25 protein-coding genes and 1 pseudogene are annotated in these 21,210 nt (G+C 69.4%); 8 read left to right on the plus strand and 18 right to left on the minus strand.

What is annotated here, in order from left to right; all coding sequences use genetic code 11:
• Entirely contained in the window at positions 1-342 is a 342-nt protein-coding gene (locus OG878_RS36620; RefSeq protein WP_328890746.1) for a hypothetical protein, read from the plus strand.
• A 160-nt stretch (positions 343-502) separates the two neighbouring features.
• The gene (locus OG878_RS36625) at positions 503-1,864 is read left to right on the plus strand and encodes an NAD(P)/FAD-dependent oxidoreductase (RefSeq protein WP_328890747.1); all 1,362 of its coding nucleotides are present in this window, start codon (positions 503-505) and stop codon (positions 1,862-1,864) included.
• Between the two features lie 102 nt (positions 1,865-1,966).
• Here the strand turns inward: OG878_RS36625 and OG878_RS36630 are convergent, their stop codons facing one another.
• From OG878_RS36630 to mutA, 6 genes are all read right to left on the minus strand, one after another.
• The gene (locus OG878_RS36630) at positions 1,967-2,836 is read right to left on the minus strand and encodes a sigma factor-like helix-turn-helix DNA-binding protein (protein ID WP_328890748.1); all 870 of its coding nucleotides are present in this window, start codon (positions 2,834-2,836) and stop codon (positions 1,967-1,969) included.
• Positions 2,837-2,996: 160 nt separating this feature from the next.
• Positions 2,997-3,995, minus strand: a complete 999-nt coding sequence (locus OG878_RS36635; protein WP_328890749.1) for an aldo/keto reductase family protein — start codon at positions 3,993-3,995, stop codon at positions 2,997-2,999.
• A 72-nt stretch (positions 3,996-4,067) separates the two neighbouring features.
• Positions 4,068-5,207, minus strand: a complete 1,140-nt coding sequence (gene rho / locus OG878_RS36640) for a transcription termination factor Rho (RefSeq protein WP_328890750.1) — start codon at positions 5,205-5,207, stop codon at positions 4,068-4,070.
• Positions 5,208-5,520: 313 nt separating this feature from the next.
• Positions 5,521-6,507 carry a methylmalonyl Co-A mutase-associated GTPase MeaB gene (gene meaB / locus OG878_RS36645; protein ID WP_328890751.1) on the minus strand — a complete coding sequence of 329 codons (987 nt, stop codon included), beginning with the start codon at positions 6,505-6,507 and terminating at the stop codon, positions 5,521-5,523.
• A 12-nt stretch (positions 6,508-6,519) separates the two neighbouring features.
• Positions 6,520-8,721 carry a methylmalonyl-CoA mutase gene (scpA, locus tag OG878_RS36650; RefSeq protein ID WP_328890752.1) on the minus strand — a complete coding sequence of 734 codons (2,202 nt, stop codon included), beginning with the start codon at positions 8,719-8,721 and terminating at the stop codon, positions 6,520-6,522.
• On the minus strand, positions 8,721-10,580 hold the full coding sequence (gene mutA, locus OG878_RS36655) for a methylmalonyl-CoA mutase small subunit (protein WP_328890753.1): 1,860 nt from the start codon (positions 10,578-10,580) through the stop codon (positions 8,721-8,723). Before mutA ends, scpA begins: the two co-directional genes overlap by 1 nt.
• Positions 10,581-10,923: 343 nt before the next feature.
• Between mutA and OG878_RS36660 the strand changes: the two genes are divergently transcribed.
• The 3 genes from OG878_RS36660 to OG878_RS36670 all read left to right on the plus strand — a co-directional run bounded on the left by OG878_RS36660 (position 10,924) and on the right by OG878_RS36670 (position 12,638).
• Positions 10,924-11,352 (plus strand): DUF6325 family protein, encoded by a 429-nt coding sequence (locus OG878_RS36660; RefSeq protein ID WP_328890754.1) that lies wholly within the window; start codon positions 10,924-10,926, stop codon positions 11,350-11,352.
• Between the two features lie 86 nt (positions 11,353-11,438).
• Positions 11,439-11,723, plus strand: a complete 285-nt coding sequence (locus OG878_RS36665; protein WP_328890755.1) for an SHOCT domain-containing protein — start codon at positions 11,439-11,441, stop codon at positions 11,721-11,723.
• Positions 11,724-11,813: 90 nt separating this feature from the next.
• A complete protein-coding gene (locus OG878_RS36670) occupies positions 11,814-12,638 on the plus strand; it encodes a tyrosine-protein phosphatase (RefSeq protein ID WP_328890756.1) in 825 nt (274 codons plus the stop codon).
• 273 nt (positions 12,639-12,911) lie between these two features.
• Here OG878_RS36670 and OG878_RS36675 read toward each other — a convergent pair whose 3' ends face one another.
• The gene (locus OG878_RS36675) at positions 12,912-13,643 is read right to left on the minus strand and encodes an HAD family hydrolase (protein ID WP_328890757.1); all 732 of its coding nucleotides are present in this window, start codon (positions 13,641-13,643) and stop codon (positions 12,912-12,914) included.
• A gap of 144 nt (positions 13,644-13,787) precedes the next feature.
• Positions 13,788-14,030 carry an alpha/beta fold hydrolase gene (locus tag OG878_RS36680; protein WP_328890758.1) on the minus strand — a complete coding sequence of 81 codons (243 nt, stop codon included), beginning with the start codon at positions 14,028-14,030 and terminating at the stop codon, positions 13,788-13,790.
• 266 nt (positions 14,031-14,296) lie between these two features.
• On the opposite strand from OG878_RS36680, the gene OG878_RS36685 reads away from it, so the two are divergent.
• Complete coding sequence (locus tag OG878_RS36685) at positions 14,297-14,506, plus strand: hypothetical protein (RefSeq protein WP_328890759.1); 210 nt, start codon at positions 14,297-14,299, stop codon at positions 14,504-14,506.
• 184 nt (positions 14,507-14,690) lie between these two features.
• Here the strand turns inward: OG878_RS36685 and OG878_RS36690 are convergent, their stop codons facing one another.
• Positions 14,691-14,846 carry a DUF6131 family protein gene (locus OG878_RS36690; protein WP_328890760.1) on the minus strand — a complete coding sequence of 52 codons (156 nt, stop codon included), beginning with the start codon at positions 14,844-14,846 and terminating at the stop codon, positions 14,691-14,693.
• Between the two features lie 712 nt (positions 14,847-15,558).
• On the opposite strand from OG878_RS36690, the gene OG878_RS36695 reads away from it, so the two are divergent.
• Entirely contained in the window at positions 15,559-15,942 is a 384-nt protein-coding gene (locus OG878_RS36695) for a hypothetical protein (RefSeq protein WP_328890761.1), read from the plus strand.
• A gap of 346 nt (positions 15,943-16,288) precedes the next feature.
• Positions 16,289-16,624, plus strand: a pseudogene (locus OG878_RS36700) (thiamine pyrophosphate-dependent enzyme); the annotation flags it as partial.
• A gap of 195 nt (positions 16,625-16,819) precedes the next feature.
• Here OG878_RS36700 and OG878_RS36705 read toward each other — a convergent pair.
• From OG878_RS36705 to OG878_RS36745, 9 genes are all read right to left on the minus strand, one after another.
• Positions 16,820-17,392, minus strand: coding sequence for a hypothetical protein (locus tag OG878_RS36705; protein ID WP_328890762.1), 573 nt, complete (start codon positions 17,390-17,392; stop codon positions 16,820-16,822).
• Positions 17,389-17,916: a DUF6286 domain-containing protein gene (locus OG878_RS36710; protein ID WP_328890763.1), complete on the minus strand. Its 528-nt coding sequence runs from the start codon at positions 17,914-17,916 to the stop codon at positions 17,389-17,391. Before OG878_RS36710 ends, OG878_RS36705 begins: the two co-directional genes overlap by 4 nt.
• Positions 17,913-18,314 (minus strand): Asp23/Gls24 family envelope stress response protein, encoded by a 402-nt coding sequence (locus OG878_RS36715; RefSeq protein ID WP_328890764.1) that lies wholly within the window; start codon positions 18,312-18,314, stop codon positions 17,913-17,915. The genes OG878_RS36710 and OG878_RS36715 overlap by 4 nt, the downstream gene beginning before the upstream one ends.
• Positions 18,286-18,495: a hypothetical protein gene (locus tag OG878_RS36720; RefSeq protein WP_328890765.1), complete on the minus strand. Its 210-nt coding sequence runs from the start codon at positions 18,493-18,495 to the stop codon at positions 18,286-18,288. Before OG878_RS36720 ends, OG878_RS36715 begins: the two co-directional genes overlap by 29 nt.
• A 169-nt stretch (positions 18,496-18,664) precedes the next feature.
• Complete coding sequence (locus OG878_RS36725) at positions 18,665-19,165, minus strand: Asp23/Gls24 family envelope stress response protein (RefSeq protein WP_328890766.1); 501 nt, start codon at positions 19,163-19,165, stop codon at positions 18,665-18,667.
• Between the two features lie 91 nt (positions 19,166-19,256).
• Complete coding sequence (locus OG878_RS36730) at positions 19,257-19,487, minus strand: hypothetical protein (protein ID WP_328890767.1); 231 nt, start codon at positions 19,485-19,487, stop codon at positions 19,257-19,259.
• 98 nt (positions 19,488-19,585) lie between these two features.
• Entirely contained in the window at positions 19,586-20,005 is a 420-nt protein-coding gene (locus OG878_RS36735) for an Asp23/Gls24 family envelope stress response protein (RefSeq protein WP_328890768.1), read from the minus strand.
• A 63-nt stretch (positions 20,006-20,068) separates the two neighbouring features.
• Positions 20,069-20,620 (minus strand): Asp23/Gls24 family envelope stress response protein, encoded by a 552-nt coding sequence (locus tag OG878_RS36740; RefSeq protein ID WP_328890769.1) that lies wholly within the window; start codon positions 20,618-20,620, stop codon positions 20,069-20,071.
• Positions 20,617-21,207 (minus strand): RNA polymerase sigma factor, encoded by a 591-nt coding sequence (locus tag OG878_RS36745; protein ID WP_328890770.1) that lies wholly within the window; start codon positions 21,205-21,207, stop codon positions 20,617-20,619. Before OG878_RS36745 ends, OG878_RS36740 begins: the two co-directional genes overlap by 4 nt.
• Positions 21,208-21,210: the final 3 nt, after the last annotated feature.

Here is a 21,210-nt window from a genome sequence, read left to right on the forward strand (position 1 = left end):
GTGGACCCCGACAAGGAGAGCGCCCGCGGTCTGGCCCAGATGGAGGGCTATCTGCTGTGGAGCGCCGAGGTCGAGGAGGCATGCAGGCTGGCAGCCCGTTTCACCGACCAACTGCCCTGGCTCACCACCGCCCAGCGTGAGGACGTGGCACGGGTCTACACCGCGGACCGTGTCGCCGCATCCCGGGCGATGCTGGCCCGGATCGTCGCCCGCTCCGACGAATTGCGCGGCGAGTACAACGACCGCTACCGCAGGCTCAAGACGCGCTGCGTCGCGGCCGCCGTCGTCACCGCCGGCGCGGTCAGCGGCACCTGCACGGCGCTCACCCTGCTGACCCGCTGACCGCTCGCCCCCGCCCGGGCCGCCGGCACCGGGCCGTCGTCCGTTCTGCCGTCCTCAGCAGGCGGACTCGGACCCGGTTCATGAGGATGGTCGGTGTTGGGCGCGGGGCGACCGGGCAGGAGCACGGTCGCCCGCGCAGACCCGAGAAGGGACGAACACCGTGGCACGACCCAGGATTCTCGTCGTCGGTGCCGGATTCGGCGGGGTCGAGTGCGTACGCCGGCTGGAGCGCACACTCGAACCCGGCGAGGCGGACATCGCGCTCGTCGCCCCGTTCTCGTACCAGCTCTACCTCCCGCTGCTGCCGCAGGTGGCGGCGGGTGTGCTCACCCCGCAGTCGGTCGCCGTGTCGCTGCGCCGCAGCCGGCGGCACCGCACCCGGATCATCCCCGGCGGAGCGATCGGCGTGGATGCCAAGGCGAAGATCTGCGTCATCCGCAAGATCACCGACGAGATCGTCGACGCACCGTACGACTACATCGTCCTCGCCCCGGGCAGCGTCACACGCACCTTCGACATCCCCGGCCTGCTCGACAACGCCCGCGGCATGAAGACGCTCGCCGAGGCCGCCTACGTACGTGACCATGTGATCGCGCAACTCGACCTGGCGGATGCCAGCCACGACGAGGACGAGCGGGCCTCCCGGCTCCAGTTCGTGGTCGTCGGCGGCGGATACGCGGGCACCGAGACCGCGGCCTGTCTGCACCGGCTCACCGTGAACGCGGTCCGGCACTACCCCCGGCTCGATCCGAAGCTCATCAGGTGGCACCTGATCGACATCGCCCCGAAGCTGATGCCGGAACTGGGGGACAAACTCGGGCTCAGCGCCCTGGAGGTCCTGCGCGAGCGCGGCATCGAAGTGTCACTCGGCGTCTCGGTCGCCGAGGCGGGGCCGGAGAAGGTGACGCTCACCGACGGCAGGGTGCTGCCCTGCCGCACGCTGATCTGGACGGCAGGCGTCGCCGCGAGCCCGCTGGTCGCCACGTTCGGCGCGGAGACCGTACGCGGCCGTCTGGCCGTGACCCCCGAGATGACCCTGCCGGGCTTCGACGGTGTCTTCGCGCTCGGCGACGCCGCTGCCGTACCGGACCTGGCCAAGGGCGACGGCGCGGTCTGCCCGCCCACCGCGCAGCACGCCATGCGCCAGGGCCGCCGGCTCGCCGACAATCTGATCGCCACACTCCGCCATCAGCCGCTGAAGCCGTATGTCCACAAGGACCTCGGGCTCGTCGTGGACCTCGGAGGCAAGGACGCGGTGTCCAAGCCGCTCGGCTTCGAGATGCACGGGATCGCCGCACAGGCCGTGGCCCGTGGCTACCACTGGTCGGCGCTGCGGACCAATGTCGCCAAGGCGCGGGTCATGACCAACTGGATGCTCAACGCCTTCGCCGGTGACGACTTCGTGCGCACCGGATTCCAGGCCCGCAAGCCGGCCACGTTGCGCGCCTTCGAGTACACGGACTCCTATCTCACCCCGGAACAGGTCCGCCAGCACACCGCCTCGATGACCGCCCGAGGCTGAACCGGGCCGGGGCCCGGTCTCGAGGCCGGCGGTCGCACCCCGCGCCGATGCGGGCCGCACCACCAGCCTGCACAGCGGGAGGGGCGAGGGCCGGCGGCCTCCTCACACGTCGCTGATCTGCACGTCCATCCCGCGCAGGTCGTCCGCGTCGGCGACGAGGTCGATGGAGACGATCCTCCCGGCCTCGATCGTGAAGTCGATGACCGTCCGCGGCTCTCCGCCCGGAGGTTCGACGGCGCCCGCCAGCCCGTCGATCAGGGCGGGCTGTGCGGCCGTGGCGCGACCCGAGAACGTGCCGGCGACCGCGGCGGCCCCCGCGGCCCCGCCCGCGCCCGCCAGGGCCGCCGCGGCGTCGACGCGGAGTACGACGTCCGGGTCCAGCAGAGCGAGCATCGCCTCGAAGTCGCCGCCGTGCGATGCGGCCAGGAACGCGTCGACGATCTCGCGCCGACGGGCCGCGTCGGTCCCGGGACCCGGGACCGTGCCCTGGACCCGACGGCGCGCACGGGCGGCGAGCTGACGGGCCGCGCCCGGGGTGAGCTCCACGAGGGGGGCGATCTCGTCGAACGGCACGGCGAACATGTCGTGCAGCACGAACGCCAGACGTTCCGCCGGTGACAGCGTGTCCAGCACGACGAGCAGCGCCAGGCCGACCGAGTCGGTGAGCTCCGCCTGCTCTTCGAGCCCGGTGCCGTCGTCGCCCACGGCGGCCCCCCGCAGACGCATCTCCCGGGAGTCCGCACAGCGGGTCTCGCGGCTGCGCAGCACAGTGAGGGAGACCCGGGCGACGACCGCCGTCAGCCATGTGGCGAGGTTCGCCACGTCGCCGGCGTCGGTACGGGTGAGCCGCAGCCAGGTGTCCTCGACGGCCTTGTCGACCTCGGCGGCCGAACCGAGCATCCGGCAGGCCACCGCCCGCAGCCGGGGCCGGTGCTCCTCGAAGCGGGCCGCCAGGAGTTTCCGTTCGTCCATGGGTCGCTGTCCTCCGTCACTCCGTGTCGTACGAGTGACCCATGGCACCAGGTGTTCGTGGCACGGTCCGGGAGCCGACACGCCGCGGCGTCGCCCCGAGCGGGAGCCCGGTGACCGCCGGACAGCGGTCACCGGCCTCCCGGGCCGGTGACCGTCCGGCTCAGGCGTTGCCCTCGTGGCCCGCGGTCAGCGCCGGTTCGCGCTCCACCACCGGGTCCAGGACGTCGTCGACGGCCTTCAGCAGATCCGCGTCGAACGTCACGCCCGCCGCCTTCACGTTCTCCGTGACCTGCTCGGGCCGGGATGCACCGATGATCGCGGCGGAGACGTTGGAGTTCTGCAGCACCCAGGCGACCGCCAGCTGAGCAAGGCTCAGACCGGCCTGGTCCGCCAGCGGCCGCAGCTGCTGGACCCGCTCCAGGACGTCGTCGCGGAGCCAGCGGGCGACGAACGCCGCCCCGCCCTTGTCGTCCGTCGCCCGCGAACCGGCCGGCGGCTGCGCCCCCGGCTTGTACTTGCCGGTCAGCACACCCTGGGCGATCGGGGACCAGACGATCTGTCCGATGCCGAGCTCCTCGGAGGCGGGCACGACTTCTCCCTCGATGACCCGCCACAGTGCCGAGTACTGGGGCTGGTTGGAGACGAGCGGCACGTTCAGTTCGCGGGCCAGGCCGTGTCCGGCGCGCAGCTGGTCAGCCGTCCACTCCGAGACGCCGATGTACAGCGCCTTGCCGGAACGGACCACATCGGCGAACGCCTCCATGGTCTCTTCCAGCGGCGTGGTGTGGTCGTAGCGGTGCGCCTGGTACAGATCCACGTAGTCGGTCTGCAGCCGGCGCAGCGAGCCGTCGATCGACTCGAGGATGTGCTTGCGGCCCAGACCGCGGTCGTTCTGCCCGGGGCCGGTCGGGAAGTAGACCTTGGTGAACACCTCGATGCTCTCGCGGCGCTGGTCCTTCAGTGCCCGGCCGAGTACGGCCTCGGCGCGGGTCTCGGCATAGACGTCCGCGGTGTCGAAGGTGGTGATTCCGGCGTCCAGGGCGGCACGGATACAGGCGACGGCCGCGTCCTCCTCCACCTGGGAGCCGTGGGTGATCCAATTCCCGTAGGCGATCTCACTGATCGTCAGACCGCTGCGGCCGAGTCGGCGGAATTCCATGTGCCTGCTCTCCCTGTGCTGGTGCGTGAACACGTCATGCTATGCCCGCGCCACCGGGGCCGCCGGGAAGGCTCAGGCGTCGGGCACGGTGCCGTGGATCCGGCGGAGGAAGGCCGCGTTGTCGGGGGTCTGCCGCATCTTGTCCAGCAGCACTTCCAGCATCGCCTGCGGGTCCCTCGTGTGCAGCGCGCGTCGCAGCCCCCGTACGGCGGCCAGTTCGGCGGCAGGAAGCAGCAGTTCCTCGCGGCGGGTGCCGGACTGCGGGATGTGCACGGCCGGGTAGACCCTCTTGTCCGCCAGCGTGCGGTCCAGCCGGAGTTCCATGTTGCCGGTGCTCTTGAGCTCTTCGAAGAAGAAGTCGTCGGCGCGGGAGCCGGTGTCCACCAGTGCCGTGGCGAGGATGGTCAGCGAGCCGCCTTCCTCGGTGAGGCGTGCGGCGCCGAAGAGCCGCTTGGGGCCGAGCAGGGCGGTGGCGTCGATGCCGCCGCTGAGGGTGCGGCCGCCGGCGGCCGCCGCGTTGTTGTGGGCCCGGCACAGCCGGGTCAGCGAGTCGAGCAGGATCACGACGTCCTGGCCCTGCTCGACGAGCCGCTTGGCGCGTTCCACCGCGAGCTCGGCGAGCGCGATGTGCTCCTTCGCAGGCCGGTCGAAGGTCGAGGCGAGCACATCGCCCCGTACGGACCGCCGCATGTCCGTGACTTCCTCGGGGCGTTCGTCGAGCAGCACCACCATCAGATGGCACTCGGGGTGGTTGGCCGCGACGGCGGCGGCGATCTGCTGCAGCAGCACGGTCTTGCCCGTCCTGGGCGGGGCGACGATCAGTCCGCGCTGCCCCTTGCCGACGGGCGCGACGAGATCGACGACGCGCGTTGCCGGGCTGCGGCCGGGCGTCTCCAGGCGCAGTCGTTGCCGGGGATGCAGCGGGGTGAGATCGGCGAAGTGCGGCCGGCCCCTCTGCGCCTGCGGGGAACGGCCGTTGATCCCCTCGACCGCTGTCAGGGAATGCGGCCGGTCACAGCGGCCTACGAGGAGATCGCCTCTGCGCAGGCCGTGCCGGCGGATCAGTGCCGCGGACACCTGGACGTCGCCGGGGGAGGGGCGGCAGCCGTCGGTGCGCAGAGCGCCGTGCCCCTGGTGCGTCAGGTCGAGGACTCCGGCGACGTTCGTGGGGATTCGGTGCTGGTCAAGTGGGTGTTCGAGGGTGGTGGTCATGCGGGTTGGTCCTTTCGCTGACATGGCGAATGAAGGGGCCCGACGGGTCCGCGGAGGGCGGTGGGATCACGCCCCGGACGACGGGCAGGAAAGTCCGAACCGGACTGGAGGAAGGTGGTGCGGGGAGCTGCGTCGCCGGTCAGGAAGGGACGGACGGAAACAGCGGCATGAGAGTGGATCGGCACCGGCGCCCGCATCGGGGCGTACACACGTGCCATTCGCACTGTACCACCTGCCGGACGCGGTACGTGCCGGGAATGCGGGAAGGGCGGTGGCTGCCGTGCAGCCACCGCCCTCACCCTGTCCGATCCGTTCAGTCGCCCCGGAAGGCGGCGAGGATCTCCTCGGCGGCGAGCGTCGCAGTCAACTCGCCGTCGCGTACGCGCTGTTCGAGCCCCGGAGTGAGCGCCCGCACCTGCGGATGGCTGCGCAGACTGTCCAGCAGATCGTCGCGCACCATCGTCCAGGTCCAGTCGACCTGCTGGTCACGCCGCTTCGCGGCCAGCCGTCCCGTCGAGTCGAGCAGCGCGCGGTGCTGCTCCAGCCGCTCCCACAGGGTGTCGAGACCGGTCGACTCACGGGCGCTGCACGTCAGCACCGGGGGAGTCCACGCCGCGTCGACGGGGTGCATCAGCCGCAGCGCACCCGCCAGTTCGCGGGCCGCCGCGCGCGCGTCCCGCTCGTGCGGACCGTCGGCCTTGTTCACCGCGATCGCGTCCGCCAGCTCCAGGACGCCCTTCTTGATGCCCTGCAGCTGATCGCCGGTACGGGCCAGCGTGAGCAGCAGAAACGTGTCGACCATCTGGGCCACGGCCGTCTCCGACTGGCCCACACCGACCGTTTCCACCAGTACCACGTCGTAACCCGCCGCTTCCATCACGACGATGGACTCCCGGGTCGCCTTGGCCACCCCGCCCAGGGTTCCGGCGGTGGGGGAGGGGCGGACGAACGCCGCAGGATCGACCGCCAGCCGCTCCATCCTGGTCTTGTCGCCCAGGATGGAGCCGCCGGTACGGCTGGAGGACGGATCGACGGCCAGTACCGCGACGCGGTGCCCGAGCCCGGTGAGCATCGTGCCCAGCGCATCGATGAACGTGGACTTGCCGACCCCCGGCACCCCGCTGATGCCGATGCGCCGGGCGTTGCCGGAGTGCGGCAGCAACTCGCGCAGCAACTGCTGGGCCAGCGCCCGGTGATCGGGGCGGGTGGACTCGACGAGAGTGATGGCGCGCGCGATGTGCGCTCGCTTCCCGTCGAGCACCCCTTTCACATAGCTGTCGATATCGATCGTCGGAGCCATCGGGTCAGCGGCTCACAGCTCATGGCCGAGCGCGGCGCCGAGCCGCGTCACCAGATCGAAGGCGGCATCGGGGATCACCGTGCCGGGCGGGAACACGGCCGTCGCACCCGCCTCGTGCAGCGCCTCGATGTCCTGCGGCGGGATCACGCCGCCCACGACGATCATGATGTCGTCGCGGCCCTCGGCGGCCAGCTCCTCACGGAGCGCCGGAACGAGGGTGAGGTGCCCGGCAGCCAGCGAGGAGACGCCCACGATGTGCACATCCGCCTCGACCGCCTGCCGCGCCACCTCGGCGGGAGTCTGGAACAGCGGGCCGACGTCGACGTCGAAGCCCAGGTCGGCGAAGGCCGTCGAGATCACCTTCTGGCCGCGGTCGTGGCCGTCCTGGCCCATCTTGGCGACCAGGATGCGCGGACGGCGTCCCTCGGCCTGCTCGAACCGGTCGACCAGCGTCCGGGTACGGTCCACGGAAGGTGACTCCCCTGCCTCGTTGCGGTACACACCGGAGATCGTACGGATCTGGCCCGCATGCCTCCCGTACACCTTCTCCAGGGCGTCCGAGATCTCGCCGACGGTGGCCATCGCCCGCGCCGCGTCGACCGCGAGCGCCAGCAGATTGCCCTCGAGGCCCGGCCCGGGCGCACGCTCGGCCGCCGCCGTCAGCGCCCGCAGCGCCGACCGGCAGGCCGCCTCGTCGCGCTCCGCGCGCAGCCGCCGCAGCTTCTCGATCTGCTGGGCGCGCACCGAGGAGTTGTCGACCTTGAGCACATCGATCTGCTCATCCGTCTCCACCCGGTACTTGTTGACCCCGATCACCGGCTGCCGCCCGGAGTCGATCCGCGCCTGGGTACGGGCCGCGGCCTCCTCCACCCGGAGCTTCGGGATACCCGCGTCGATGGCCTGCGCCATTCCGCCCGCGGCCTCGACCTCCTCGATGTGCTGCCAGGCCCGTCGCGCCAGGTCGTACGTCAGCTTCTCCACGTACGCGCTGCCGCCCCACGGGTCGATGACCCGGCCGGTACCCGACTCCTGCTGGAGCAGCAGCTGGGTGTTCCGGGCGATCCGTGCCGAGAAGTCCGTCGGAAGTGCGAGGGCCTCGTCGAGCGCGTTGGTGTGCAGCGACTGGGTGTGTCCCTGGGTGGCGGCCATCGCCTCCACACAGGTCCGGGTGACGTTGTTGAACACGTCCTGCGCGGTCAGCGACCATCCCGATGTCTGCGAATGGGTCCGCAGCGAAAGGGACTTGGGGTTCTTCGGCTCGAACTCCCGGACCAGCTTCGCCCAGAGCAGGCGGGCCGCCCGCATCTTCGCGATCTCCATGAAGAAGTTCATGCCGATCGCCCAGAAGAACGACAACCGCGGTGCGAACGCGTCCACATCGAGACCCGCGTCCCTGCCTGCCCGCAGATACTCCACCCCGTCGGCGAGGGTGTACGCCAGCTCCAGATCGGCCGTCGCACCCGCCTCCTGGATGTGGTAGCCGGAGATGGAGATCGAGTTGTAGCGCGGCATCTTCTGCGAGGTGTACGCGAAGATGTCGGAGATGATCCGCATCGAGGGCTTCGGCGGATAGATGTAGGTGTTGCGGACCATGAACTCCTTGAGGATGTCGTTCTGGATGGTCCCGGCCAGCTTCTCGGGCGGTACGCCCTGTTCCTCGGCGGCCACGATGTACAGCGCGAGTACGGGAAGCACCGCGCCGTTCATCGTCATCGACACCGTCATGCGGTCCAGCGGGATGCCGTCGAACAGCTGGCGCATGTCGTAGATCGAGTCGATCGCCACACCGGCCATGCCGACGTCGCCGGTCACCCGCGGGTGGTCGCTGTCGTAGCCGCGGTGGGTCGGCAGGTCGAAGGCGACGGAGAGGCCCTTCTGCCCGGCCGCGAGATTGCGCCGGTAGAAGGCGTTGGACTCCTCGGCCGTGGAGAACCCCGCGTACTGACGGATCGTCCAGGGCTGGTTGACGTACATCGTCGGATAGGGGCCACGCAGATACGGGGCCATGCCCGGATACGTACCGAGGAAGTCGAGCCCTTCCAGGTCACGCCCGGTGTACAGCGGCTTGACCGCGATGCCCTCCGGGGTCTCCCACAGCAGCTCGCCGTCCGAGCCGCCGGTGGACTCCTTCACCGCTGTGCGCCACTGGTCCTCGGATCCCTCGGCGCCGGTTCCCGGCCCGAGTTCGATGTCGGAGAAGTCGGGGATCCGCATTACGCCACACCCATACGGTCGAGAACGGAGGAGAGCACGGCCACCACGTCGCAGCCCGCGAAGACGTACGCGTCGACGTCGGGGTACTCGGCGGGCCGGCCCGCGAGGAACACCCGCTGCGCGCCGGCCGCTTGCAGCGCCGAGGCGACGGCCCCGGCCTGCTCGGCGTAGAGCGCGTCAGCGGAACAAAGGCACGCCACCGTGGCGCCACTGGCCGCGAAGGCTTCGGCGGCCGTCGACGCGTCCACCGACAGCGGGTCGTGCACGGGCTCGATGCCGCCCGCCTGGAACAAGTTCGAGGCGAACGTGGCCCGCGCGGTGTGCGCCGACGCGGGGCCGAGCGCCGCAAGGAACACCCGCGGCCGTCGGCCCGTCTCCGCCAGATGGGCGTCCGAACGGGCACGCAGCGCCTCGAACGCCTCGTCACGACGGACCACGGGCAGACCGCCCGACGCGCCACCGGCGCCGGGCACCGCCTCGCGCTCCACCGGGCGCTCCGCAAGGTGTGGGAACTCGCTGACGCCGGTGACCGGCTCCTTGCGCCGCGCCAGATCCTTGCTGCGCGCCGCCCAGACCGTCGCCAGCCGCTCACCGATCAGGCCGGAGCCGAGCGCCGCGGCCTGGCCTCCCGCCCGCTCGATCTCCTGGAAGAACGCCCAGGCGGCGTCGGCGAGTTCGGTGGTCAGCCGCTCCACGTACCAGGAGCCGCCCGCCGGGTCGATCACCCGGGCCAGATGCGACTCCTCCAGCAGGATCGTCGACGTGTTACGGGCGATGCGGCGGGCGAACGCGTCCGGCAGCCCCAGCGCGTGGTCGAACGGGAGCACGGTGACGGAGTCGGCGCCGCCGACCCCCGCACCCAGACACGCCAGCGTCGTCCGCAGCATGTTCACCCACGGATCGCGCCGCGTCATCATCACCGACGACGTCACCGCGTGCTGGCGCTGCGCACCGGCGCCCGCGGCGCCGCACACCTCGGCGATCCGCGCCCACAGCCGGCGCGCCGCCCGCAGTTTGGCGATGGTCAGGAACTGGTCGGCGGTGGCCGCGTACCGGAACTCCAGTTGGGCGCAGGCCGCCTCGACCGAGAGCCCTGCCCCGGTCAGTGCCCGCAGATAGGCCACACCCGTGGCCAGCGAACTGCCCAGCTCCTGGGCGGCCGAGCCACCGGCCTCGTGGTACGGCAGCGCATCCACGGTCAGCGCCCGCAGCCCGGGATACTCCTTCGCGCACAGCTCGGCCCAGTGCACCGCGGCCGTCAGGTCCGGTGCACCGCCGGTGCGGGCCGCTCGTCCCAGTGGATCCGCGCCGAGAGTGCCGCGCGCCGATGCGGCGGCGACGCCGCGCTCCTCGTACAGTCGCAGCAACTCCGCGGCGGCGGCGTCGAGTTCACCGCCCGCGTCGAGCACGACCGGGGCCAGATCGAGAAAGACTCCGTTCAGCGCCCGCGCCAGACCTGAGACCGGTACGCCCGCGTCGCCGCCGACGGTCAGCCACAACGAGGTGGCACCGTTCTCCAGATCGGCGAGCACGGCCTCGTTCAGCCGGGCCGGGTCCGTCAGGCTGTGCCGCTGCCGTACGTCCCAGCCGCCCGCCGCATTCCCCTCGGCCCTGGAGCCGCGGGTGAACGGGGCGAAGCCCGGGAAACCGGCATCGGGCGCGTCATCGCGCGAGGTGTACAGAGGCCGGGTGATGAGCCCGTCCTCCACTGTGGTGGACAGCGCTTCCTCGGCGGCCGAACCCGTCACTTCCTTGCCCGACTTGCGCAGCACGCCTTCGACAAGGCTCTGCCACTGCTCGTGGGCTGGGTGAGGGAAATCGGCGGCCAACGAAAGCCCGTCAGCAGGCAGGACCGTCATGCCTGGATGCTAGGCCACGGCTCAGATGAGCAGCAGGGGCGCTGCCTGTGACCTTGCCCTCTCCGGGTGCACTTGATCCAGTACGGACGGTGGCGTAGCAGGGAGGGCGATCGGCGTTTCGGCGTTTCGTCCAGCCGGTCCGGCCTGGCGGGATGAAGGCCCGGCGAGATTCTTGCGTCACTCGATCGGACCAGCCGCAGCCCCGCCGCGGCGGGGGCGGTCGGCGAAGTCGGTGCGGGGCGGCCTCGCACCTCGTCGTTTACGGGTGAATTGCCACAGTGCAGCAGCAAATGACCAAAGTTATGCTGCAGACAATTCCATTCCCTCAGGAGAGGACGCAGCCGTGGCTGTGGGACCTGTGGAGTACCTCGTCGTCGCCTTTCCCGGCAGCCGTTTCACCGGGGCGATCGCGCCGGCGCTGGCCGAAGCGGTCGCCTCGCATGCGGTGCGGATCCTCGACCTGACATTTGTGTACCGCGCCGAGGACGGCACGCTCGAGTCCGTCGAACTGGAAGACCTCGATCCCGATGACCTGGTGTCGTTCGAGCCGGTCGAGGGCGTGGTCAGCGGCCTGCTGAACAGCGAGGACATCCGAACTCTCGGCGAGAGCGTGCCGCCGGGCAGCTCCGCCGCGCTGATCGTGTGGGAGGACCTGTGGGCGGTGCCGCTCACGGCGGCGGTACGTGCCTCGGGCGGCCAGGTGGTCGCGCACGAGCGGATCCCCGCCGACGTCGCGGAAGCGGCCGTGGCCGCCACCGGGGCCTCCGGCTGACCGCGCCCGGCCTGCAGGGCCGTCATCGCAGCGCACGCACCGCACAGGAAGGGGCGCACATCATGCCGATTTTCCGAGGACCGGGCATGAACCGTCGAGGACCGGGACTGCTGGGCGCCGTGGCGCGCACGGCTGTCGTCGCCGGAACCGCATCGGCGGTCAGTGGCCGGGTCCAACAGCGCCAGCAGCAGAAGTGGGGAGCCCAGCAGGAGGCCGCTCAGCAACAGGCAGCCCCCGTGCAGGCAGCGCCTCCCGCGCCGCCGGCGGACGACCTCATCGACCGGCTGGAGCGACTGGCCGAACTCAAAAAACAGGGAATTCTGACCGACGCCGAATTCGAGGTGCAGAAGGCGAAGATTCTGGGCGGCTGATCCGGCCGAACGAACCGCATCGATTCATCACTCGTCCGGGTTTCGTCGTGTCCGGAGCTCAGCCGCGTCCGGAATGAGGGGAAGAGCATCGTGCAAACCGCCAGGCCCGTTCCCGCTGCCACCGTTGTCAATCTGCGCGACCTGGGGGGTATTTCGCTGGGCCGCGACCGCTGCGTCCGGCCCGGCGCGGTACTGCGTTCCGGTCAGCTCAGCGGACTCGACGCGGCGCGCGACGCCGCGGTGACGGCCCTTGGTATCCGTACGGTCGTCGACCTGCGCACCGCCGACGAGCGTTCCGCGGCGCCCGACCGGCTGCCGCCCGGGGCCAGGCTGTTCGTCGCCGACGTCCTCGGCGACAACCCGGGCGTGGCACCCGCCCGGCTGCGCGCGCTGCTCGCCGATCCGCCGGCCGCGCAGCAGTTGCTCGGCGGCGGCAAGGCTGAGGAACTGTTCGCGCAGACCTACCGGAAAATCGTGCTCTCGCCGGGCGCATCCGCCGCGTACCGGGCCTTCATCGAGACGGCCGCGGACGACCGCGCCCGTCCGATGCTCTTCCACTGCACGACGGGTAAGGGCCGCGCCGGTTGGGCCACCGCACTGCTCCTGCTGATCGTCGGGGCGTCGCGCGAGGTGGTACAGGCGGAGTTCCTCGCCGTGAATCCGGTGGTGCGGACCACCTTCCGCCCCTCTGTCCAGGGCTTCCTCGACGCGGGCGGCGACCCGGAGATCGCCGCCGCGATCATCGAGGTCCGCCCCCGCTATCTCGCCATGGCGCTGGACGCGATGGACGAGCGATGGGGTGGGCTCGACGGGTATGTGCGCGACGGACTCCGGATTCCCGAGCCCGTCTTGGAGCGGTTGAGAAGCCAACTCGTGGTTGCGGCCCGTCCCGAGCCGGTCACGGGCGGCCGTTGACCGGCGCATCGGTCATCGGCGGGGACTCATGAGTCCTTCGGGCTCCGTCTGCGGCCGGCCGCCTGACCCCCGGAGTGCTTGCGGAGTGCCGGAGAGGAACGACGGACCGGTACCCCCAGGGCAGTCGCCTCCGGGTGCCTGGAGTGCCGCCCCTCGAGCGGGAACGCAGCCTCGGTCGGCTCCGCACTTCCGCGCGCCGAGGCCGTTTCCATCCCGGTTCGGCGAGCGAAGAGGCCCCCCGGGTCGCTCACTTGCGACGGCCGTGAGAGCCGGTCAGGCGTTCGTGTGTGACAGGTGCTCGGGGAGGTCGGTGAGCCGTTCGATGCGGAGCACCGTCTCGTCTGCCGTCGGCGATGGTCCACCGGTGACGAAGTCGACGCCGCGGTCAAGCCAGATGCCGGTGAGCCCGGCGAGGGTGGCTGCGTGTACATCGCTTTCCAGCATGTCGCCCACGTTGACCGCCTGCGCGGGGTCCGTTCCCATCCGCCGGCAGGCGGTGGCGTAGGCGACGGGCTTGGCCGCGCCGAGCTCGGTCGGGGTCAGGACGTCTTCGAAGTATTCGAGGAGGCCGAAGCGAGCGAGCTTGGCGCGCTGCATCTCGGGGTCCCCGTTGGTGAGAACAGCCAGACGTGGTCCTCGGGGAAGCCGTTTCAGGGTCTCCAGGCACGGCTGGACATCGGGATAGCACCGCCAGGAGTCCTCGAACACGGTGAGGTAGCGCTCGGCGATCCAGGCGTCCAGATGACTGGGACTTTCAGGAACCGGCTCGCCGAGCATCGGCAGGAAGGAACGGAGCCTGCGTCGGTGGTGCTCAGCGAAGGAGCACTGACCGGCCAGGTATTCCCGCATATGGCGCGCCTCCAGCGTCCACCACCACGCGACCAGCTCCTCCGGCGGAGCCGTCGCGTTCGGCGCGGCCCGGACGATCTGGCCGATCGTGTCCAAGACCGCGCTTCGATGATCGACAAGGGTGCCGTCCAGGTCGAAGAAGATCACATCTGTCACAGGATGATCATCTCGTGGTGCCTGTCCCTGACGCCAGAAGGCAGGTATCGCAGGGTGGTTGTCCAGGTCGCATGGCGGGGGACATGGAAGGTGTGAGCGCGGTTCGCGATCCTGCGGGCTGAGCAGGGAGTCCGCGGGCGACGTTCATCCACGTACTCGGGCGAAGCAGCGCTCCAGGTGTTCCTCGATCAGGTGCGTGGTCTTGTGGGGTGCTTCGGCCTGGGGGAAGTGCTTGACGTCGCGCCGTACCTCCAGGCGGGAGTCGGGCAGAAGCGCCTCGGCTGCTGTGGCACACGGTTCGACCGGGGTGGCCACGTCGCCTTTGCCGTGCACGATGAGGGTCGGGACGGTGATGTCGGGGTAGCGCTCGCTGATGTCGTAGGACACGTGGGCCTGTGTGTTCGCGGCGAGCGCGTACAGCGGCCACTCGCATGTCCCGTGGACCGGGCGACGCCCCTGCCCAAGCAGCCCACGATTCCCTTCCCGAACCCCCGTGGGCCATATGGCGGTACATCCCGCTTGTCGGGCAGCGGTCCAGCCCGCAGCAGGGAGAGACATCGGGACCACCGCCCGTCCCACGATTTTCCTCCCCGGCCAGGCTCGTCGCACGCCGGCCAGGTGCACTTGCGGTCGCCCCGGGGCACCCTGAACAGATGAAAGCCCCGATAGTCGTGCACTGCACTGCGCCGACCGGTGGACGGGCGGTCACGATCAACGATGAGCTTGCCGGCCTCATCCACGATGACCGCGACCTGATCAAACTTCTCCGGCAGGCCGGAATCTACGACGCCGAGCATTGCCTCGACGACCCACACTGGATCGAATGGCGCGGCAGCCCGGCCCACCGGTACGAAGCGGCTTGACGAGCGGGCGTCAGGCGGGTTCCGCGGGCCTGAACGTCGGCGTATTCTTCGCCAGCCAGGGACGGCGGGGGCGCTACCAGCCCCTAAGTGTTCTGGGTCTCACGGAACCGGTCCCGGGACCGCATGGCGACGAGCCCGCACGTCGGGGCGGCCCGGCAGTTCGGCGCCGTGGGCGTCCGCCCCTTCACCAATAGTGGCGCCGCCCGCCGACGGAGCGGCCGACGGCACCGAGGATCCAGAGGATCGCACCAATCACAACAAGGGCGACGCCGATGGTCCACAAGATGGAAATGCCGAACAGCAGCCCGAGCACAAGCAGGATGACACCGAGGACGATCATTGCATCCTCCAATCTTTCAAGGGCATTTCCGAGTATGCCCTTGTGCGCTGCTCCCGGCATTCGCCGGAACGCACGGATGTCCCTCTTCGGAGCCGTGGATCTTGAGGGAGCCGAACACGCATCGAGGGGTCTCGGAAGAGGGCGGTCCGCGCTCGCGTCGAGCACATCCCGCATGAAGATCTGGAAAACGCCCGCCTGTGCCCCCTCAACTCACAGGATGAGCCAGGGCCGCCCGTCCTGATGGCGTCCACCGTCGGCATGTTCAAGACTGGGTTGATCAAGCCCCCAGCGATCCTCCGGAAGACCCTCGCCCCTCTACTCCTCGGGAGCTCGCGTCGACGGACGGACAGGCGGCGAGCAGACGTCACCGCAGCGGATCCCCTCGCTCGGTGCGTGCCACCTCGGGCCGTCGAAGTCGTGGATGCGGTCTTTGACCAGGGCCCGGCTCGCCGATTGGAACGAACACCGTCGACTCTTCGTCGGATCTCGGATCGCAGGGCCGGGACGGGTCCGCTGGGCCCCGCGCCTGAGGTCCTCACACGAGGTGGGTAAACCGTGCTCGGCGAGGTTCAGGCCGGGGAGTAGTCCAGAGGAATCAGTGCATCACTGCATCAGTGTGCAATAGATGCCTAAATGTTCGATTTGGCTAACCTTGGAGGTGGCTCGTTACGCATCCGCGAGGGATCGCGGAGACATGAAAGGAAGGCCGATCATGCCGAAGAACGAGAGGTCGTCCCAGCCCTCGCACGGCGAGGGGCCGAGTCGCCACAAGGGCACCCACCAGCATGGCTGGTCGTCCGACGTGGACGAGTCCCACCAGGAGCCCAACGACAGTGCGCGCCGGTCCTTCCATCCGGACGAGTACGCGCCGAAGTCCGGGCCCGGCAGGAAGATCTCCAAGGAGGAAACCGAAGAGGTCCCCGGCGACGCAGTCAAGAGCACACATCGCCGGGGTGAGGAACAGGCCAAGAAGTCCAGCGATAGCGGAATGCACGACACCGGCCCCAGAGGCCGGTCCCAGCGCCCCAGCGGTACCAGGGACGCCTCGGCATCCACAGGAGTCGACCCTCAGGACCCGCCCTCCAACTCCAGCTGACACCGATCCCGAACGGCGGCGTCCGTCCCAAGCCGAGGAGCCGGCGCCAACCGTGCGACACACCAAGCGCGAAGGAGCCATGTTGGTGCGCAGTTGCCTCTGATGACGATTCTTGAAAATTCAGGGAGCGTCATCAACTCCGGTTGCGAGCCGGTCGCGGATCGTGGCGATGTCATCGGTCCCGCACCACCCGCTCTATACAGGGGGCAACAGTCTTCTGCCGCCACAACGGCGCAGGTGGTTGCACCGGGCCGCAGACATCGCATGCGCAATCGGCCTCATCGTGATCGACGTCATCTCCCCCTTCATCGCGTTGGTATGCGGACTCGACGCTGCCGGGTACCAGAAACTCGTCGTCTTCGACAACCACCGCCTCGGCATGGTCGAGTTGGAGCAGGAACAGGCGGGACTGCCTGAGTACGGCACTGTGCTGGACAACCCGGATTTCGCCGCGGTGGCCACCGGCATGGGCATCACCGGCATCCGTGTCACGGACCCCGCCGAACTGGAGGAGTCGGTACGACGCACTTTCACCACACCTGTACCGGTCCTGCTCGACGTACTGACGAACCCTGACGAAGTCGCCATCCCGGCCAGACCGACGGTCGGACAGGGTTGGGGGATCGCCGTCGCCAAGGTGAAGGAGGCCGTACGGAGTCACCGCAGGACCGGCTCGCACTGATCCGGGCACCGCCGGCTCCGTCATTCCGTGTCAGGAGTTGCCGGCACCGCGGTGCACGCCCCATCATCAGCGACGCCGGGGTGACGGCTGGGCCGACGAGGTGCTGCCACAGCGCTCAGCGGTCAGTGACGGCGGCGGGGTGGAGCGTGATTCGATCGCATCGACCGCATCACCATGTGATCGATGCGAAACGGTCTAACGTGCGCGGGCGCCGGTGTGAGTGGTGAAACGGTACTCGACGGTGACGGGGAGGGTGTCGAGGTCGAGTGCTTGACGGAGCCGGGGCAGCCCACGGGTGTTGAGTTGATGGTTGATGGTGGTCAGATCACCGCCTTGTTCGGCGCTGATCACCATTGCGAGGGTGGGTTTTTGGCGGGTTCCGGCGAGCGTGGCGCGAGCGTGGTGGACGCCGGAGTAGGCATTGACTTCATCGAGGAAGGGGGCGGTGGCAGTGTTCGCGGCCAGTTCGGTGCTGCCCTGCCCGGCGTTCTGCTCAAGGTGCCAGGTGTGGGTTTTGGGGCGCCGGGCGAGTTGGGCGGCGATCCAGCGCAGGACGAGCAGCCCCAGACAGATGGCGGTGGCGGCGGCAATCCAAAGTGCCCAGGTGGGAAGGTCGACGGTGGTGGGAGTGAGTGTGGCGTCCGAATCCATGAAGGTGAGTTGGCGGAAGTGGGCTGCCAGGGCGACGGAACCGGAGCCGAGCAGGAGCACGCCGAACATGGCGAGCAGGGTGCGGTTGAGGCGGGCTGGGCGGTTAAGGCTCGTCATGGTGTGTCCCTGGCGGCGCGGAGCTTGATCTTCATGGCCGGACGGGTGAGCGGGGCGACCTGGTCGAGGCGCTGATCCAGGGCGGCGCGGACGGCATCGGTAAGCCCCGCGGTGTTGGTCCTGTGGGTTCGGATGCGGGCGACGATCTTGCGGCGGCCCAGTTTCAGCTTCACCCTGCTGACCCCGTCGACACTCGCGGCTGTGTGCTGCAGGGTGTGGCGCAGGCTACGCCTGGCGACGCCGGCGTCCACGTCACCGGTCAACGGCAGAACGGTCGGTTTCCCCGGAAGGAGTGCCGCGAGCAGCAGGAGCAGCCCGAGCAGGACGAGTGTGCCGCCGGCGATGAGGACGATGGTGTCGTTCCAGTGGGTGCTGTGCAGGGTGTCGGTGACGGAGCGGTAGGTGATGAGCGGGCTCTGACCAATGATCAACTGAATGGCGACGACGGCGAGCAGGACGCAGGCGGCGAGCAGGACCAGCGCGGTGAGAGCGGCGGGAAGGGTGCGGCGGGGCCGGCGTTTCATCGGACTCTCCTGGTGGGTGAGTCGGGAGCGCGCAGTGAAGTGACGGTGATGTCGACACGGGTCACGGTCAGACCGGTCAGGTCCGCAACGCGGCGCATCAAGCGTGCGCGGGCGTCCTCGGTGGTGTGGGCGACGGAGTTCGGATAGGCGACGGACAGACGAACATCGAGCGCCGCAACTGAGTCGCTGCTGACCTTCGCGGTGACCCGGGCCGAGTCGTCTGGGTGCCCCCCTGGGACCGCTATGCCGAGCACCCGGCCTGCTGCTCCGCCGATGTGCTCGACTTCGGTCAGTACCCGAGCGGCGATGCGTTCCACGGTGCGGTCGGAGATCGTTGTGCTGCCTCGCTGCGTCGCGCCGGTCTCTGCTTCAGCTGACGTGGTGGTCGCGGTGTCCATGGAAGTTGTCCCTGTCCCGGCCGGTAAGTTGGGCGAGGTCGAGTTTGCCGTCGAGGTAGCGCCCTGCCAGCAGCCCGACCGTCCCGAGAACGAGGACGATGAGGAAGGCGTCGAAACCGCCGAATGCGGCGGCGAGGCCGAGGACGAGCCCTGTCAGGAGTCCCGTCTGAGTGGACGTCATGTCACTTCTCCTTGGTGGCGTCAGTTGCCCTCACAGTGACCGTGCGGCATTGAGTCGGGGTGTGCGAGGCCGCAGAGATGGACCCTTCAGCTGTATGGATCCCGTGGTGAGCTCTCGTACGCACTGCGGTTGATGTACGGCTCGTGCAGGCGCCGGAACCCGGGAGCGGCTACTGGACACGGTCGCCCGTGCCTCGGTCGTCGGTGTCACTGTCGTCAGCGGGGATGTGTACGTCATTGACGCCGATGTTGACCTCGACGACTTCCAGGCCGGTCATCTGCTCGACGGAGTCGATGACGTTGTTGCGGACGTCCTTGGCCAGCTCGGGTATGGATACTCCGTACTCGACCTGCATCTGCAGGTCCACGGCCGCCTGCTTCTGACCGACCTCGACGGAGACGCCTTGTCCGGCGCTGGCGGAGGCTCCGGGGATCCGCCCCTTGACTGCGCCGAACGCCCGTGCCGCTCCTCCACCCAGCTCATATACGCCGGGCACCTCACGTGCAGCGAGGCCGGCGATCTTCTGGACGACGACGTCGGCGATGGTGGTGGAGCCCTGGCCTGAGGCTTGTGCAGGGGAGGCTTCCGGTGTGCTGGTGGCGTTCTTGTCCGCGTCACCTGCGGCGAAAGTGGAGTGCTCGGCAATATGCGTGGTGGCTGGATTGGTCATGGTGCTCTCCTCGGTTTCCTGGCTCCGGACGAGGCGGCTTCACGCTCGTCACACCTGAACGACCCGTGCCAGGGGAGAACGTCATGGCCTCTCAGGCACCCGCGTCACTCGCATGATCGACAGGGGTGAAGGCGGCCGCATCGATGTCGGTGACGATCAGGCGCAGCCGAGCGTCCTTCCAGCGGGTCTCTTCGAGCGCCGTGTGCAGGGCGGTCTCGGCTTCGCGCAGGATCGGAGGAAGGGGGAGGGCGAGGGCGACGACGCGGATCTCGATGAGTTCGTCGTCGATGCCGACGGCCAGGGTGTCGAGGTTCCACGGCACGCGTGATCCGACGTGGGTGGTGGAGGGGCTCGCCGGACGCAGACCGGGGATTCTTCCTAGAACAGCGAGGAGCGAGCGCGTCAGCTCTGATCTCGGAGTCACCACGCACCGGTCCCGTACGAGTCGATGTCCATGATCGACACCACGACGGCCTGCGGCGTGAGGCCCGTGGCATCGGCGACTGCACGCGTGACCTCGCGCTGAACGGCCCGTCCCACGGCCCCGGCCTGGTCATGCCCGGAGGCGACCATGTCGACGGACACGTGCAGGCTCGATGGCACGGCTGAGCAGTCGACCGTGACTCTCACACCCTCGCTCGGGGCCGGGGCAAGGCCGTTGATCTTCTGGCGTACCGAACGCGCCACCTGGGAGGCGAGCCCGGTCAGGCCGGGTTCGAGCCGCACAACACCAGGGACTCCGACAGCGGCTCGGGCGGCAACTGCGGCAATCACGGGCTCGGCGATCACCGACTGGGCGCGGGGAACCCGTATCTCGTCGTCCGGCACGGGCGTTGCCATTGCGGGCACCGTGTCCATGTGCTTCAGCCTCTCTCAGCGGTCTGCTGCCCGATGCTGGGGGTGTCATGCGTCGTAGAGGTCTTCCACGGTCAGGTCCAGACGCACCAGGAGTATCCCGACCCGTGCTGCGGCAGCTGCCCGGACCCTCTCGCGCACCTCGTCGACAGCGTCGGCGGAAAACCTGCGGTAGGCCACCGCGAGGCTCATTTCCACCTCCACCGCGCCCTCCCTCTCCGTGCGGGCGATCCGGCAGCGCCGTGCGCGCACACCGTCGACGGAATCGGCAGCGCATCGCAGCACCGCAGCGACCACTTGTTCGCTGATCTGCACCCCTCCCGGCTCCGCACTGGGCAGCGCGAGCATGTGGTGACGGCGAACCTCTGCTCGCACCGCGGACATGATCCGTCCGGTCAAGCCCCACGGAGGTCCGGTCTCTTCCGAGACGAGCTTGCCGGTCACCTCCTGCAGGACCACCAGGCTTCGCCGAGCCGCAGAGCAGTACTCGCAGGTGAGCTCATGAGTGTCACCCAGGTCAGTGTCGACCGGATCGAGCCGCTCCCACACCGTCTCCATATCGCGGCCGCAAGGCGGCATGTAGCGCTGAGTGTCGCTCATTTCCATGGAGCCATCGCCTCCGCCAATTGCGCTCGAGCGCGCGCTATGCGTCCACGCACCGCAGTACAGGTCGTGCCCGTGGCCCCGGCGATCTCCTGATAGGAGCGCCCGTGAACCTCCCGCAACAGCCAGCATGCCCGCTGCTCGGGCGTCAGCCGCTTCAAAGCGGCCGCGAGCGCCATCAGCTGCTCGCTGACCTGTGCCGCCCGCTCCGGGGATCCAGCCCCCGCGGCGGATTCGCGACAGTCCAGGTCAGCCTCCGCGACGGGTCTGCGTGCCCGGATGATGTTCAGGCACCGGTTGGTCGTCGTCCGGTAGAGCCAGCCCACGAACGCTGCGTCGTCCCGCAACTGACCCAGCCGCCGCCAGGCAGTCAGGAACACCTCTTGCACCACGTCCTCGGCGTCGCCACGGCTGGCGAGCATATGCAGTGCCAAGCGGTACATCGGCCCCTGATAGCGGCGTACCAGCACCTCGAAGGCGCGCATGTCCCCGTCACGGGCGCGGACCACCAAGGTGGCGTCATCCAGTACCACCTCCCGGGCGGGGGAGGCAGGCTGTGAACCGGCACCGGCAGACGACGTCACCTG

The sequence above is a fragment of the Streptomyces sp. NBC_00316 genome, assembly GCF_036158715.1.
Classification (GTDB): Bacteria; Actinomycetota; Actinomycetes; order Streptomycetales; family Streptomycetaceae; genus Streptomyces.

Coding starts and splice junctions, on each gene's coding strand:
- OG878_RS36630 (WP_328890748.1), bottom strand. CDS start 2,836: ATGGACGAACGGAAACTCCTGGCGGCCCGCTTCGAGGAGCACCGGCCC.
- OG878_RS36635 (WP_328890749.1), bottom strand. CDS start 3,995: ATGGAATTCCGCCGACTCGGCCGCAGCGGTCTGACGATCAGTGAGATC.
- rho (WP_328890750.1), bottom strand. CDS start 5,207: ATGACCACCACCCTCGAACACCCACTTGACCAGCACCGAATCCCCACG.
- meaB (WP_328890751.1), bottom strand. CDS start 6,507: ATGGCTCCGACGATCGATATCGACAGCTATGTGAAAGGGGTGCTCGAC.
- scpA (WP_328890752.1), bottom strand. CDS start 8,721: ATGCGGATCCCCGACTTCTCCGACATCGAACTCGGGCCGGGAACCGGC.
- mutA (WP_328890753.1), bottom strand. CDS start 10,580: ATGACGGTCCTGCCTGCTGACGGGCTTTCGTTGGCCGCCGATTTCCCT.
- OG878_RS36665 (WP_328890755.1), top strand. CDS start 11,439: ATGAACCGTCGAGGACCGGGACTGCTGGGCGCCGTGGCGCGCACGGCT.
- OG878_RS36685 (WP_328890759.1), top strand. CDS start 14,297: ATGAAAGCCCCGATAGTCGTGCACTGCACTGCGCCGACCGGTGGACGG.
- OG878_RS36690 (WP_328890760.1), bottom strand. CDS start 14,846: ATGATCGTCCTCGGTGTCATCCTGCTTGTGCTCGGGCTGCTGTTCGGC.
- OG878_RS36695 (WP_328890761.1), top strand. CDS start 15,559: ATGCCGAAGAACGAGAGGTCGTCCCAGCCCTCGCACGGCGAGGGGCCG.
- OG878_RS36705 (WP_328890762.1), bottom strand. CDS start 17,392: ATGACGAGCCTTAACCGCCCAGCCCGCCTCAACCGCACCCTGCTCGCC.
- OG878_RS36710 (WP_328890763.1), bottom strand. CDS start 17,916: ATGAAACGCCGGCCCCGCCGCACCCTTCCCGCCGCTCTCACCGCGCTG.
- OG878_RS36715 (WP_328890764.1), bottom strand. CDS start 18,314: ATGGACACCGCGACCACCACGTCAGCTGAAGCAGAGACCGGCGCGACG.
- OG878_RS36720 (WP_328890765.1), bottom strand. CDS start 18,495: ATGACGTCCACTCAGACGGGACTCCTGACAGGGCTCGTCCTCGGCCTC.
- OG878_RS36725 (WP_328890766.1), bottom strand. CDS start 19,165: ATGACCAATCCAGCCACCACGCATATTGCCGAGCACTCCACTTTCGCC.
- OG878_RS36735 (WP_328890768.1), bottom strand. CDS start 20,005: ATGGCAACGCCCGTGCCGGACGACGAGATACGGGTTCCCCGCGCCCAG.
- OG878_RS36740 (WP_328890769.1), bottom strand. CDS start 20,620: ATGAGCGACACTCAGCGCTACATGCCGCCTTGCGGCCGCGATATGGAG.